Here is a 14766-nt window from a genome sequence, read left to right as displayed (position 1 = left end):
AGGGATCAGGTAATGGGTGCGGGATTGAACAGGGTGATGTCGTTATGCAGGCGGTGTTGCTCAGCCCAGGTGTGTTTGCGCCCACTGGCCACGTCCAGGTAGAAGTGGAATAGCTCCCAGCCCAGCTCTTCGATGGTGCTGCGGCCCGTGGCGATGCGCCCGGCGTCAATGTCGATGAGGTCCGGCCAGCGCTGCGCCAGCTCGGTGCGGGTGCACACCTTCACTACCGGCGCCATCGCCAGGCCATAGGGCGTACCGCGGCCGGTAGTGAACACATGCAGGTTCATCCCGGCGGCCAGCTGCAGGGTGCCGCAGACGAAGTCGCTGGCAGGGGTGGCACAGAAGATAAGCCCCTTGCCGCTCACCCGTTCCCCTGGCCCGAGCACACCGTGAATGGCGCCGCTGCCTGACTTGACGATCGAGCCCAGTGCTTTCTCGACAATGTTCGACAAGCCGCCTTTCTTGTTGCCTGGCGTGGTATTGGCGCTGCGATCGGCAGCGCCCTGGTGCAGGTAGCGGTCGTACCAGTCCATTTCGCGTACCAGCGCATCGGCCACCTGCCGGTCCTGGGCGCGGGAGGTAAGCATGTAGATGGCGTCGCGCACCTCGGTCACTTCCGAGAACAGCACCGTTGCACCGGCACGTACGAGAAGGTCTGCCGCGTAGCCAAGTGCCGGGTTGGCGGTGATGCCCGAGAAGGCATCGCTGCCGCCGCACTGCATGCCCAGGATCAACTCACTGGCCGGCACGGTCTCGCGCCTGCGCTTGTCGAGTTTCTTCAGGCGGGTTTCGGCCAGGGCCATGATCTGCTCGATCATCTCAGTGAAGCCCAGGCTTGCGTCCTGCAGGCGGTACAGCCAGGGCTCGCTGAGGTCGACCGAGGGGTCGTCGTCGTGCATCACCTGGCTGGCCTGCAGCTTTTCACAACCCAGGCTGATGACCAGCGCTTCGCCACCCAGGTTGGGGTTGCGCGCCAGGTTGCGCACGGTGCGGATGGGGATATAGGCATCGCGGGCATTGATGGCCACGCCGCAGCCGTAGCTGTGGGTGAGGGCGACCACATCGTCCACATTCCGATAGCGCGGCAGCAGCTCGTGGCGGATGCGCTTGACGGCATGCTCCAGCACCCCAGTGACGCATTGCACGGTGGTGGTGATACCCAGGATATTGCGAGTGCCAACCGTGCCGTCGGCATTGCGATAGCCTTCGAAGGTATGGCCCTGCAGCGGCGGTTGTGGCTGGGGAACTGCATCGCAGCATGGCAGATTGTCCAGCTCAGGCGGGGCGGGCATGGCCAGCTGCCCCTCCTGCACCCAACTGCCCTGGCGCAGGTCCTCAAGGGCATAACCGATCACCTGGCCATAGCGTCGAACCGCTTGGCCCTTGGGGATAGGCACGGTGGCCACCTTGTGGCTCTGCGGCACGTCTTCTACCAGGGTCAGCCCGTCGACGAACCGGGCCCCTTCGCCCAGGCCGCCGTCGTTGACCACTACCACGACATTGTCGTCCTCGTGCAGGCGGATGTAGCGCGGCGATTCGGAATGTTCGATCAGCTGCATGTTCGGGCCCTATTGTTCAGGTTCTCAGGCTTTTGTACGTGCGTGCGCACGGGCTAGTCAGTGCGCACGTGCTCAATCAGTGACGCGGGCTGGCAAGCTGGGCATCCGGCACTGACGCCGGCTTGGACTCAGGCGACTCTTCGCGCAGCTCGATTCGCTTGATGGGGCCGACGATCACCAGGTAGCTCAGTACTGCCACCAGCGCGTTGGCACCCACATAGACCAGCGCCCACTTGAACGAGCCGGTGGCGCTGATGATGTAGCCAATCACGATCGGCGTTGTGATCGAGGCGATGTTGCCGAAGGTATTGAACAGCCCGCCGGACAGGCCGGCGATCTGCTTGGGCGAGGTGTCGGCCACCACTGCCCAGCCCAACGCACCAATGCCTTTGCCGAAGAAAGCGAGGGTCATGAAGCCCACCACCATCCATTCGGCATCGACGTAGTTGCAGAACACCATGGTGGTGGACAACATCAGGCCGCACACGATTGGCAGTTTGCGCGAGAAGGTCAGCGAATGGCCGCGGCGCAGCAGCCAGTCCGAGATCACGCCGCCCAGTACCCCACCGATGAAGCCACAGATGGCTGGCAGCGAAGCGATGAACCCTGCCTTGAGGATGGTCATGCCCCGTTCCTGGACCAGGTACACCGGGAACCAGGTCAGGAAGAAGTAGGTGATGGCGTTGATGCAGTACTGGCCAAGGTACACACCCAGGAGCATGCGGCTGGTCAGCAATTGCTTGATGTAGCCCCACTTGGGCCCGTCGTTGCCGCGCTTGTGGTCCATGTCCACCAAGCCGCCGTTCTGCTCGATGTGTTCAAGCTCGGCGGGGCTGATACGCGGGTGCTGGCGGGGGTTGTAGATGGTCTTGAGCCATATGATCGAGAAGAGGATGCCCAGCACGCCCATGACCACGAACACGTGCTCCCAGCCGAAGCTGAACACGATCCAGCCCATCAGCGGTGCGAACAGGGCAGTGGCGAAATACTGCGCCGAGTTGAAGATCGCCGAGGCAGTACCGCGCTCCTGGGTCGGAAACCAGGCGGCGACGATGCGGGCGTTGCCCGGGAACGACGGCGCTTCGGCAAAACCGACCAGAAAACGCAGGGTAAACAGAGTGACCACTGCCCAGGCCACCGGCAGGCCGCCGACGAAGCCTTGCAGCAAGGTGAACAGTGACCAGGTGAAGATGCTGAATGCATAGACGTTTTTTGAGCCGAAGCGATCGAGCAACCATCCGCCGGGAATCTGTCCGGCCACATAGGCCCAGCCGAAGGCCGAGAATATGTAGCCCAGGGTGACGGCGTCGATGCCCAGGTCCTTTTGCAGGCTCGACCCTGCGATGGCGATGGTTGCGCGGTCGGCGTAGTTGATCGTGGTCACCACGAACAGCATGAACAGGATCAGGTAGCGCACATGCGTTTTCTTCGTCGCTTGCATGCTGGTAGTACTCCCACTAGTTATTGTTGTGCGGGGTCTTCGATTTATGCCGGAGTAAGACGAGCCCACTCCGGGCGCGGCGCTGGCAGGCGCCGCGAGGGTTTACTGCGGCCCCATCTTGTCCATCAGGGCGGCAAGCATTTCGTACTCATCGGGGCTCAGGTCGGTCAGTGGCGCACGAACCGGGCCTGCATCATGGCCGGCAATGCGGGCACCCGCCTTGACGATGCTGACGGCGTAACCGGCCTTGCGGTTACGAATGTCCAGGTAGGGCAGGAAGAAGTCGTCGATCAGCTTGGCCACGGTGGCATGATCGTCCCGGGCAATGGCGTGGTAGAAGTCCATGGCGGTCTTGGGGATGAAGTTGAATACCGCCGATGAATACACCGGCACGCCCAGCGCTTTGTACGCTGCAGCGTAAACCTCGGCAGTCGGTAGCCCGCCCAGGTAACTGAAACGCTCACCCAGCCGGCGGCGGATCGACACCATCAGTTCAATGTCACCCAGGCCGTCCTTGTAGCCGATCAGGTTCGGGCACCGCTCGGCCAATTGTTCGAGCAAGGTGGCGTTGAGGCGACAGACGTTGCGGTTATAGACCACCACCCCGATGTTGACCGACTGGCACACGGCCTCTACATGGGCGGCGACGCCATCCTGGCTGGCTTCAGTGAGGTAGTGCGGCAGCAACAGCAACCCCTTGGCACCCAGACGCTCGGCTTGCTGCGCATACTCGATGGCCTGGCGGGTTGCACCACCAACGCCCGCCAGGATAGGTACCGACGTGGCGCAGGTGTCCACCGCTGTCTTGATGACCTGACTGTATTCGCTGGCAGCCAGGGAGAAGAATTCGCCCGTACCCCCGGCGGCGAACAGCGCACTCGCGCCGTATGGGGCCAACCATTCCAGGCGTTTGATGTAGCCGGCCTGATTGAAATCGCCTTGCGCATCGAAGTCGGTGACAGGAAACGACAGCAAGCCGTGGGACAGGATGGATTTCAGTTCTTGTGGGTTCATTGTTATAAGCATCCAGACGCTTGGGTAGGAGTGATGCGGTGCGTTCGAGGTAAGTTATCGTACAACCTCACGCAAGACCAGTCCCTTCGGAAGGTTTTTTTGGTCGGGGTGATTTAAAGTTGGCGTTGATGACTCGCCATCGCGGGGTGATAGCGTGCGGCAAGGGGCCGTGGACAGCGGCGTCTGCTGTCAGGTCATCGTATCTCTAGGGTCGGGCAGTTGCATCGACAAACGACTGGGGCGGCCTTGCGCCGCCCCATGCTTTACTGCTCGCATGCGTGCGAGTGATCAGGCAGCCTGTTGAGGCTTGCCCTGTACCTTGCGAACGTGCGCTCTACACGCATCGCCAAACGCCTGGAAGATCTTGATCGAATCAGGATTCTTGGCAGCTTGCCACTCTGGGTGCCATTGCACGGCAAAGAGGAAGGGCGAAAGGCTCGGGGCATGAATGGCCTCGACGAGCCCGTCTTCGGCGTGGGCAATAGCTTCGATGCCCTTGCCCAGGTTGCGCAGCCCTTGGCCGTGCAGGGAGTTGACGCGAATCTCATCCGTGCCAAGGGTGTCGCGCAGCCAGCTACCGGGCTTGATCTTCACGCTGTGGGCCTGCGCGTACTGCACCTCGACAGGGTCTTCGGGGTTTTCGCGGTGATCATTGAAGCCAGGCTCGGCGTAGACCTTCTGATAGATGTCCCCGCCCAGCGCCACGTTGATTTCCTGCATGCCCCGGCACACGCCGAAGATGGGCAGGCCGCGCTTGATTGCGGCCTTGACCAGCGGAATGTCGAACAGGTCGCGGTTCTTGTCCTGGCCCTTGCCCGGGGTCTCGTTCTCCTGGCCATACAGCGCCGGATCGATGTTGCTGCCCGCACCCGTCAAGTACACGCCGTCGGCCATGTCCAGGTAGGTCTCCAGTGCCTCGGTGCCACAGCAGGTGGGCACCAGGACCGGGACGCAATCGGCGAAGTCGACCAGCGGGGTGATGTATTTGTGGGTCATGACTTGGTAGTCATGGCCTTTGCGCTCTTGGGTACCCATGGTCATCAGAACGATGGGTTTGCGCAGGGAAGGTTGCTTGTTGCCAATGTTGCTGTTGGACATATGTCACCTTGGGACAGGTTGAACCTGTCGTTGTTGTGCAGGTGCACGGCGCGCTGCGCTGGTGCAACCTGGGGCCCCGAGCACTGCCGACTCGTCGGCGTCGACGATGTCGGTCGGGACTTGGTGTTAGATTGCCAGAGCCGTTCAATATGTCAAACGACCGCAGCCGGTCTCTAAGCCGGGGTTGCGGGGTCGACCGGGCTATAAGTCAGCGCCGGCGCGGGTTTGGCTGGGGCGAGGGTCAATAATACTTAACGACGCAGTCGACTCATTGCAGCGGCGCAATGATCCACGGGTTTCATGTGCTAGCCGTTGAGGTTGTAAGGTTGATCTGACCGGATCGCGTGGCCCTGCCCGCATGCGTGGGTTAGTCTGCTGAGCTGTTGCGGTGCAGCTCAACCCTCCATGATCAGAAGAAGGATATTTTGATGGCCATTCCCACCCGCGAACCCGTCGTGCATGTTCCCTTTGCTGAGCTCAACGCCTTGCTTGAGTCGATCTTCGAACGTCATGGCTGCACGCCGGCAGTGGCTCGGGTACTGGCCGCCAACTGTGCCAGCGCCGAGCGTGATGGCGCCCATAGCCATGGCGTGTTCCGCATGCCCGGCTACGTCTCGACCTTGGCCAGCGGTTGGGTGGACGGCAACGCTACCCCTGAGGTCAGTGATCTGGCGAGCGGCTATATCAGTGTCGACGCGCGGGGTGGTTTTGCGCAGCCTGCACTGGCGGCTGCCCGGGACTTGTTGGTAGCCAAGGTGCGCGCTGCTGGGATCGCAGCGCTGGCCATCCACAATTCCCACCATTTCGCCGCATTGTGGCCGGACGTGGAGCCGTTCGCCGAACAGGGCCTGGTTGCCCTGAGCGTGGTCAACAGCATGACCTGCGTCGTACCGCACGGTGCACGCAAGCCGGTATTCGGGACCAACCCGATCGCCTTCGCTGCGCCCTGCGAAGGGCATCCGCCCATCGTATTCGACATGGCGACCAGCGCGATGGCCCATGGCGATGTGCAGCTGGCAGCCCGCGCCGGGGAGGCAGTGGCCCTGGGGGTAGGCGTGGACGGGCAGGGCCAGGTGACTCAGGACCCGGCCAAGATCCTGGACGGCGGTGCCCTGCTTCCGTTCGGCGGGCACAAGGGCTCAGCCCTGTCGATGATGGTAGAGCTGCTGGCAGCTGCACTCACCGGCGGGCATTTTTCGTGGGAGTTCGACTGGTCCGGCCATCCCGGGGCCAGGACGCCGTGGACGGGGCAGTTGCTGATCGTCATCGACCCGCAGGTTGCACAAGGTCAACGGTTCGCCCAGCGCAGTCGCCTGCTGCTGGAGCAAATGGAGGCGGCCGGTGTCAGCCGCATGCCAGGTGCGCGGCGGCACTTGGAGCGTGAACGGGCGCAGCGCGAAGGGGTGGCGATCACCGCCAGTGCCCTGCAGGCGCTGCGCGATCTGCTCACCTGATCGCGGCCGGGCAGGGTAGGCAGAGCCGCGCCCGATCATGCAGTGTTGCATATCCCCCTTGCACGATAGTTGGTGCCCATTCCCAGCCAGTACGGGTATGCTCTTGGCTGCCTTTTTGACTCGTCCTGATCCCAAGGAGCTGCACGCTGTGTTCAAACATGTCGAAGCCTATGCCGGCGACCCGATCCTCTCGTTGATGGAAACCTTCAAGGCCGATCCGCGCGCCGACAAAGTCAACCTGAGCATCGGCCTGTACTACGACGAAGCCGGAGTAGTGCCGCAGCTCGCTGCAGTGGATGCAGTGGAAAAGCGCATCGCAGGTCAGGATCACGATGCTTCGCTGTACCTGCCGATGGAAGGCCTTGCCAGCTACCGCCAGGCCATCCAGGCCCTGCTGTTCGGTGCTGACCATCCGGCGGTTGCCGGCGGTCGCGTGGCCACGGTACAGACCGTCGGTGGTTCCGGCGCCCTGAAGGTCGGTGCCGACTTCCTCAAGCGTTATTTCCCGCAGGCGCAAGTCTGGGTCAGTAACCCTACCTGGGACAACCATCGCGCCATCTTCGAGGGTGCGGGCTTCACGGTTAACACCTACCCGTACTTCGACCAGGCCACCCGTGGCGTGGACTTCGAGGGCATGCTTGCCACGTTGCACACTTTGCCTGCCAACAGTGTGGTGCTGCTGCACCCCTGCTGCCACAACCCGACGGGTGCCGACCTGGATCAGGCCCAATGGCAGCAAGTGGTGGAGGTGGTCAAGAGCCGCCAGTTGATCGCCTTCCTGGACATCGCCTACCAAGGGTTTGCCCAGGGGCTGGTCGAAGACGTGTTCGCCATCCGCGAGATGGCCAGCGCAGGCGTGCCATGCCTGGTCAGCAACTCGTTCTCCAAGATCTTCTCCCTGTATGGGGAGCGTGTGGGCGGCCTGTCGGTGGTTTGCGACGATGCAGCCACGGCGCAGAGCGTGCTCGGCCAGCTGAAGGCCACCGTGCGCCGCAATTATTCCAGCCCGCCCAACTTCGGCGCCCAACTGGTCGCAGGCGTGCTCAACGATCCCGCCCTCAATGCCCAGTGGGCTGCGGAAGTAGAGGTGATGCGCACGCGCATCCTGGACATGCGCCAGGCGCTGGTCGATGCGCTGGGTGTGCTGCTGCCGGGGCGTGATTTCCAGTTCCTGCTGCGTCAGCGGGGCATGTTCAGTTACACCGGCTTTAGTGTCGAGCAGGTGCGCCGTTTGCGCGATGAGTTTGGCGTTTACCTGATCGACAGTGGCCGCGTGTGCATGTCAGGCCTGCGGCCGGCGAACCTGCAGCGGGTTGCCGAGGCCTTCGCGGCTGTACATCAGTAAGCACCCCAGGCTTGACGTTTTGCAGCAACCCTCGCCGAGGCCGCCCTGTGGCTTCGGCGATTGCCTTTCCATGTCCCATGCCGTCCCCACGGACGCCTGTGCCAGCCAGGGCCTTCTCCACGCGGAGCGTGCTGGGCCGCCCGGCTGCGCCTACCGCTTGTACAGACAAGTGCAACCGCCCCTCCGAAAAAGGCTTCGCAAGTGCAACCTTTCCGTGCACAATCGCGCCCCTCTTTTTCCGGTTGAGTAGGGCGCAGCCAACGCTTCGTCATTCTCAGCCTGTTGCAGTCTTGCGAGTGGAGCGTCACCCGGATGAATGAGCAGGCCTCAAGCGTAGAACAGCGTTACGAACAAACGACCGCCGCCAGCCTAGGCAAATGGTCCCGGCAGGACACTACCTGGATGCTCGGCCTATTTGGCACCGCCATTGGCGCAGGTACGCTTTTCCTGCCGATCAATGCCGGCCTTGGCGGGTTCTGGCCGTTGCTGGTGCTGGCGGTGCTGGCCTTCCCGATGACGTACTACGCCCACCGCGGGCTGACCCGGTTCGTGCTTTCGGGGCGCGAAGGGGCAGACATCACCGACGTGGTCGAGCAACACTTCGGCATCAAGGCTGGCGCCTTGATCACAGTCCTGTACTTCTTTGCCATCTTCCCCATCCTGCTCATTTACAGTGTGGCCCTGACCAATACCGTCAGCAGCTTCATGGAGCACCAGTTGCACATCGCGCCTCCACCCCGTGCGCTGCTGTCATTCGTGCTGATCCTGGGCCTGCTCGCGATCGTACGCTGCGGTGAACAGGCCACCGTCAAGGTCATGAGCCTGTTGGTCTATCCATTCATCGTGGCCCTGGCGCTGCTGGGCCTGTACCTGATCCCGCACTGGACCGGTGGTATTCTCGACAGCGCCCACACGGTGCCCAGCGGTTCGGCCTTCCTGCACACGGTATGGCTGGCCATCCCGGTCATGGTGTTCTCGTTCAACCATTCCCCCATCATTTCGGCCTTCGCGGTCGACCAGAAACGCCGCTATGGCGATCATGCCGACGCTCGCAGCGGCCAGATCCTGGCACGTGCGCACCTGCTGATGGTGGCCATGGTGCTGTTTTTCGTCTTCAGCTGCGTGCTGACCCTCGATAGCGCGCAACTGGCCGAAGCCAAGGCGCAGAACCTGTCGATCCTGTCATACCTTGCCAACCATTTCAGCAACCCGACCATCGCCTTTGCCGCGCCCTTGATCGCCTTCGTCGCTATCGCCAAGTCATTCCTGGGCCATTACATCGGCGCCAGCGAAGGCCTCAAGGGCATCATCGGCAAGACTGGCGCGCGCCCGGGTGCCAAGGCCCTGGACCGCGTGGTGGCGGCGCTGATGCTGGTGGTGTGCTGGATCGTTGCCACGCTCAACCCCAGCATCCTGGGCATGATCGAGTCCCTCGGCGGCCCGATCATCGCAGTGTTGCTGTTCCTGATGCCCATGTATGCCATTCGCCGCGTGCCTGCCATGCGCAAGTACAGCGGGGCGCTGTCGAACGTGTTCGTCACCGTGATCGGCCTGGTCGCCCTGACTTCGGTCGTCTACGGCCTGCTGGCCTAAGCCCGCAGCAGCAGGCCCGCCCCGGTGCCCGGCAAGTGCGCCAGGGCGGGCCATTGCCTCACCGGCAACAAATTTACCTTGCCCCATAGGCACATGCTGGCCGTCATGGTTAACTCTTGATCCTTTTCCCAACCCAAGATCGAGGATTTCGTCATGGCTCAAGTGACTCTCAAAGGCAACCCCGTCCAGGTCAATGGCTCGCTGCCACAGGTTGGCGCTCAGGCGCCGGCGTTTTCCCTGGTAGGCGAGGGGCTGGCCGACAAGTCGCTCAAGGACTTCGCCGGCAAGCGCAAGGTGCTGAACATCTTCCCAAGTGTCGATACGCCTACCTGCGCCACGTCCGTGCGCAAGTTCAATGCCCAGGCCAATGACCTGGCCAACACTGTCGTACTGTGCGTTTCCGCCGACCTGCCATTTGCCCAGGCTCGCTTCTGCGGTGCCGAAGGCCTGGAAAACGTCAAGAACCTGTCCACCTTGCGTGGCCGTGAATTCCTTGAGCAGTATGGTGTGGCCATCGCCGACGGCCCATTGGCTGGACTGGCTGCCCGCGCCGTCGTGGTACTGGACGAGCACGACAAGGTGCTGCACAGCGAGCTGGTAGCTGAAATCGGCGACGAGCCCGACTACGAGGCAGCCCTTGCCGCATTGAAGTGACGGCGCCGGGCAGGGATCGAACCTTCCGCCTGCCCATCGCTCCAAGCTATACCCTGTAACGGCCCGGAACGCTTTTCCGGGCCGTTTTCGTTTAAAGTTCAGGGTCTTGGCAACGTCAGGCAAAGGTAAACCTCTGGTAAAGGCGCTTTGCTTGGCCGTCGACAGTGCTTATCGTTCACCCTCCTGAATCGTCAATCCGAACAAGGTTCGTTCAACCCATGCAAGCGCCAAAATCCCGTTCTCCCCGTCGCTGGCTCGTCACGCTGCTGATCGTGTTGCTGGTCGCAGTGCTGGCCTGGTGGCTATGGCCTGCCACGCCAGCCACCGACCAGGCTGCTGGAGGGCCGGGCGGCAAAAGCGGGCGGCCCGGTTTCGGCGGGTCTACTGACCCGGTCCCGGTGAGGGTGGAACCTGCACGGGTGGGCGATTTCCCGCTTTACTACAAGGCGCTTGGCACGGTGACCGCGACCAATACCGTGAATGTGCGTAGCCGTGTAGGCGGTGAGCTGGTCAAGATTCACTTCAAGGAAGGGCAGCAGGTAAAGGCCGGTGACTTGCTTGCCGAAATCGACCCGCGTGCCTACCGCATCGCCCTGCAACAGGCCGAGGGCACCCTGGCCCAGAACCAGGCGCAACTGAAGAATGCCCAGGTCGATGTCGCTCGCTACAAAGGGCTGTATGCCGAGGACAGTATCGCCAAGCAAACCCTGGACACCGCACAGGCGCAGGTCGCGCAGTTTCAGGGGCTGGTCAAGACCAACCAGGCACAGGTCAACGATGCGCGCCTGAACCTTGAATTCACCCAGATTCGCGCGCCGATCAGCGGCCGCGTCGGCCTGCGCCAGCTCGACCTGGGCAACCTGGTGGCCGCCAACGACACCACAGCGCTGGTGGTGATCACCCAGACCGAGCCGATCAACGTGGCGTTCACGCTGCCGGAAACCGAGTTGGGTACCGTTCTTGAACGCTATCGCACCGGCGCCAGCCTGCCTGTGGAGGCGTGGGATCGGGGCGACAGCAAGCTGCAGGCCACCGGCGTGCTGGGCAGCATCGACAACCAGATCGACACTGCCACCGGCACCCTCAAGTTCAAGGGCCGTTTCGAGAACAAGGACCTGGCCCTGTTCCCCAACCAGTTCGTCAACGTGCGCCTGCTTGCCGATACGCTCAAGCAGGTGGTGCTGGCGCCAGCCGCCGCCATTCAGTTCGGTACCGACGGAACGTTCGCCTATGTGATCAACGGCGAAAATACCGTCAACGTGCGCAAGCTGAAGGTCGGCCCCAGCGACGGTGAAAACAGCGTGATCCTCGACGGCCTGGCGGCCGGTGATCGCCTGGTGCTCGAAGGCACCGACCGCCTGCGTGAAGGCACCAAGGTGGAAGTGGTCGATGACAGCGCCCAGGTGCCGACCACGCCAGGCCAGCATTTGCAGGGCCAGGAAAGCAATGCGCCGGGCCAGGCCGATAGCACCGCAGGCAAGGCGGGCGCATGAACCTCTCGCGCCTGTTCATCCTGCGGCCAGTCGCAACGACCTTGACCATGCTGGCCTTGGTGCTGGCCGGTTTGATCGCCTACCGCATGCTGCCTGTCGCCGCGCTGCCGCAGGTCGATTACCCCACGATTCGCGTCATGACCCTGTACCCCGGGGCAAGCCCCCAGGTGATGACCAGCGCCGTCACCGCGCCACTTGAACGTCAGTTCGGCCAGATGCCCGGCCTTGAACAGATGGCCTCGACCAGTTCAGGGGGCGCGTCGGTCCTGACCCTGCGCTTCAACCTGGACATGAACATGGACGTGGCCGAGCAGCAAGTGCAGGCCGCGATCAACGCCGCCAGCAACCTGCTGCCCAGCGACCTTCCGGCCCCCCCGGTCTATAACAAGGTCAACCCGGCCGATACGCCAGTGCTGACGCTGGCCATCTCCAGCAAGACCATGCCGCTGCCCAAGCTCAACGACCTGGTCGACACCCGCGTGGCCCAGAAGCTGGCCCAGACCAGCGGGGTGGGCATGGTCAGCATCGCAGGGGGCCAGCGCCAGGCTGTGCGCATCAAGGTCAACGTGGATGCACTGGCGGCCAACGGGCTCAACCTGGAGGATGTCCGCACACTGATCGGGGCCTCCAACGTCAACCAGCCCAAGGGCAATTTCGATGGCCCTACACGCGTCTCGATGCTCGACGCCAATGACCAACTGCGCTCGCCCGAGGAATACGCCAACCTCATCCTGGCCTACAACAACGGCGCCCCGCTGCGTTTGAAGGATGTGGCGCAGATCGTCGACGGCGCGGAAAACGAACGGCTGGCGGCCTGGGCCAACCAGAATCACGCCGTGCTTCTGAACATTCAGCGTCAGCCAGGTGCCAACGTCATCGAGGTGGTGGACCGCATCAAGGACATGCTGCCCTCGATCACCGACAACCTGCCCGCCGGCCTGGACGTGTCCGTGCTCACCGACCGTACCCAGACCATCCGCGCCGCCGTGCGCGACGTTCAGCATGAACTGCTGATCGCCATCGCCCTGGTGGTAATGGTCACCTTCCTGTTCCTGCGGCGGGTCAGCGCTACGATCATTCCTTCGATCGCCGTGCCGTTGTCATTGGTCGGCACCTTCGCCGTCATGTACCTGGCAGGGTTTTCCATCAACAACCTCACCCTGATGGCGCTGACCATCGCCACCGGTTTTGTGGTGGACGATGCGATCGTGATGCTGGAGAACATTTCACGGCACATCGAGGAAGGCGAAACGCCGCTGCAGGCGGCGCTCAAAGGCGCCAGGCAGATTGGCTTTACCTTGATCTCGCTGACCTTCTCGCTGATCGCCGTGCTGATCCCGCTGTTGTTCATGGCCGATGTGGTAGGGCGCCTGTTCCGGGAGTTCGCCATCACCCTGGCGGTGGCCATCCTGATTTCCCTGGTGGTCTCGCTGACCCTGACGCCGATGATGTGTGCCCGCCTGCTCAAGCGCGAACCCACCCCAGATGAGCAAGGCCGTTTCTACCGGGCCAGCGGTGCCTGGATCGACTGGTTGATCAAGCACTACGCCAGTGCCCTGCAATGGGTACTCAAGCGCCAGCCCCTGACCCTGCTGGTGGCGGTGGCAAGCCTGGCGTTGACGGTGCTGCTGTACATGGTGGTGCCCAAGGGGTTCTTCCCGGTCCAGGACACGGGCGTCATTCAGGGCATCTCCGAAGCACCCCAGTCCACCTCGTTCGCGGCCATGAGCGACCGGCAGCAGGCCCTGAGCCGCGTCATCCTGCAGGACCCTGCCGTGCAGAGCCTCTCGTCCTACATTGGCGTGGACGGCGACAACGCCACCCTCAACAGCGGCCGTATGCTCATCAACCTCAAGCCTCATGGGGAGCGCGATGTCACTGCAAGCGATGTCATCAAGCGCTTGCAACCCCAGCTCGACAAGCTGGTGGGCATCCGCCTGTTCATGCAGCCGGTGCAGGATTTGAGTATTGAGGACCGGGTCAGCCGCACGCAGTACCAGTTCACATTGTCATCGCCCGATGCCGAACTGCTGGGGCAGTGGAGTGGCAAACTGGTCCAGGCCCTGAACCTGCGCCCCGAGCTTGCCGATGTGGCCAGTGACCTGCAGGAGAATGGCTTGCAGGTGTACCTGGTGATCGACCGGGACATGGCCAGCCGGCTGGGCATCAGCGTGTCGCAGATCACCAACGCGCTCTACGATGCCTTCGGCCAGAGGCAGATTTCGACTATCTACACCCAGGCCAGCCAATACCGGGTGGTGCTGCAGTCGCGAGACGCGGCCGTGATCGGTCCCCAGGCACTGGAGTCGATCCACGTCAAGGCCAGTGATGGCGGGCAGGTGCGTCTGTCGGCGCTGGCGCGCATCGAGCAGCGCCAGGCGCAGCTGGCCATTTCTCACATCGGTCAGTTCCCGGCGGTCACCTTGTCATTCAACCTGGGGCAGGGCGCCTCGCTGGGCAAAGCCGTGCAGGTGATCGAGCAGGTTCAGCAGGACATCGGCATGCCGTTGGGCATCCAGACCCGGTTCCAGGGCGCGGCGCAGGCGTTCCAGGCATCTCTGTCGAGCACCTTGCTGCTGATTCTCGCGGCGGTGGTGACCATGTACATCGTGCTGGGTGTGCTCTATGAGAGCTACATCCACCCGGTGACCATCCTCTCGACGCTGCCTTCGGCTGCCGTGGGCGCCTTGCTGGCGCTGCTGATCAGTGGCAACGACCTGGGCATGATCGCCATCATCGGCATCATCCTGCTGATCGGTATCGTCAAGAAAAACGCCATCATGATGATCGACTTCGCGCTCGAAGCCGAACGTCACCAGGGCATGAGCCCGCGCGATGCCATCTACCAGGCCGCGCTGCTGCGGTTCCGGCCAATCCTCATGACCACGCTGGCGGCCCTGTTCGGAGCCGTGCCGTTGATGTTGGCCACCGGGTCCGGCGCCGAACTGCGCCAACCCCTGGGCCTGGTGATGGTGGGTGGGCTGCTCGTGAGCCAGGTGCTGACGCTATTCACCACGCCGGTCATTTACCTGTACTTCGACCGGCTGGGGCGTCGTTTTGGCAAGCGCGACCTGGCGCAGGAACCGGTATGAATACGCGCAGCGCTTCAGTAGGG

At 62.8% G+C, this 14766-nt stretch carries 10 protein-coding genes; 6 read left to right on the top strand and 4 right to left on the bottom strand.

The features are described 5' to 3' along the window. Window positions 1-5: 5 nt before the first annotated feature. From garD to CWR53_RS11460, 4 genes are all read right to left on the bottom strand, one after another. The gene (garD, locus tag CWR53_RS11475) at window positions 6-1559 is read right to left on the bottom strand and encodes a galactarate dehydratase (RefSeq protein WP_100851565.1); all 1554 of its coding nucleotides are present in this window, start codon (window positions 1557-1559) and stop codon (window positions 6-8) included. Window positions 1560-1635: 76 nt separating this feature from the next. Continuing rightward, window positions 1636-3000: an MFS transporter gene (locus CWR53_RS11470; RefSeq protein WP_058638335.1), complete on the bottom strand. Its 1365-nt coding sequence runs from the start codon at window positions 2998-3000 to the stop codon at window positions 1636-1638. Window positions 3001-3102: 102 nt separating this feature from the next. Further along, window positions 3103-4014 carry a 5-dehydro-4-deoxyglucarate dehydratase gene (kdgD, locus tag CWR53_RS11465; RefSeq protein ID WP_078478530.1) on the bottom strand — a complete coding sequence of 304 codons (912 nt, stop codon included), beginning with the start codon at window positions 4012-4014 and terminating at the stop codon, window positions 3103-3105. Between the two features lie 288 nt (window positions 4015-4302). Beyond that, window positions 4303-5112, bottom strand: a complete 810-nt coding sequence (locus CWR53_RS11460) for a gamma-glutamyl-gamma-aminobutyrate hydrolase family protein (RefSeq protein WP_058605392.1) — start codon at window positions 5110-5112, stop codon at window positions 4303-4305. A 428-nt stretch (window positions 5113-5540) separates the two neighbouring features. Between CWR53_RS11460 and CWR53_RS11455 the strand changes: the two genes are divergently transcribed. From CWR53_RS11455 to CWR53_RS11430, 6 genes are all read left to right on the top strand, one after another. Then, on the top strand, window positions 5541-6566 hold the full coding sequence (locus CWR53_RS11455) for an Ldh family oxidoreductase (RefSeq protein ID WP_100851564.1): 1026 nt from the start codon (window positions 5541-5543) through the stop codon (window positions 6564-6566). A 148-nt stretch (window positions 6567-6714) separates the two neighbouring features. Further along, window positions 6715-7911: an amino acid aminotransferase gene (locus tag CWR53_RS11450; protein ID WP_100851563.1), complete on the top strand. Its 1197-nt coding sequence runs from the start codon at window positions 6715-6717 to the stop codon at window positions 7909-7911. Between the two features lie 312 nt (window positions 7912-8223). Next, window positions 8224-9504: a serine/threonine transporter gene (locus CWR53_RS11445; RefSeq protein WP_100851562.1), complete on the top strand. Its 1281-nt coding sequence runs from the start codon at window positions 8224-8226 to the stop codon at window positions 9502-9504. A gap of 153 nt (window positions 9505-9657) precedes the next feature. Next, a complete protein-coding gene (gene tpx / locus CWR53_RS11440) occupies window positions 9658-10158 on the top strand; it encodes a thiol peroxidase (RefSeq protein WP_058605396.1) in 501 nt (166 codons plus the stop codon). 218 nt (window positions 10159-10376) lie between these two features. After that, window positions 10377-11651, top strand: coding sequence for an MdtA/MuxA family multidrug efflux RND transporter periplasmic adaptor subunit (locus CWR53_RS11435; RefSeq protein WP_100851561.1), 1275 nt, complete (start codon window positions 10377-10379; stop codon window positions 11649-11651). Further along, window positions 11648-14743 carry an MdtB/MuxB family multidrug efflux RND transporter permease subunit gene (locus tag CWR53_RS11430; RefSeq protein WP_058605398.1) on the top strand — a complete coding sequence of 1032 codons (3096 nt, stop codon included), beginning with the start codon at window positions 11648-11650 and terminating at the stop codon, window positions 14741-14743. Before CWR53_RS11435 ends, CWR53_RS11430 begins: the two co-directional genes overlap by 4 nt. Window positions 14744-14766: the final 23 nt, after the last annotated feature.

The organism is Pseudomonas sp. SGAir0191 (genome assembly GCF_002812565.2).
Classification (GTDB): domain Bacteria; phylum Pseudomonadota; class Gammaproteobacteria; order Pseudomonadales; family Pseudomonadaceae; genus Aquipseudomonas; species Aquipseudomonas parafulva_B.
The sequence above is the reverse complement of the archived record's forward strand: the minus strand, read 5'-3'. Positions and strand labels throughout refer to the sequence as shown.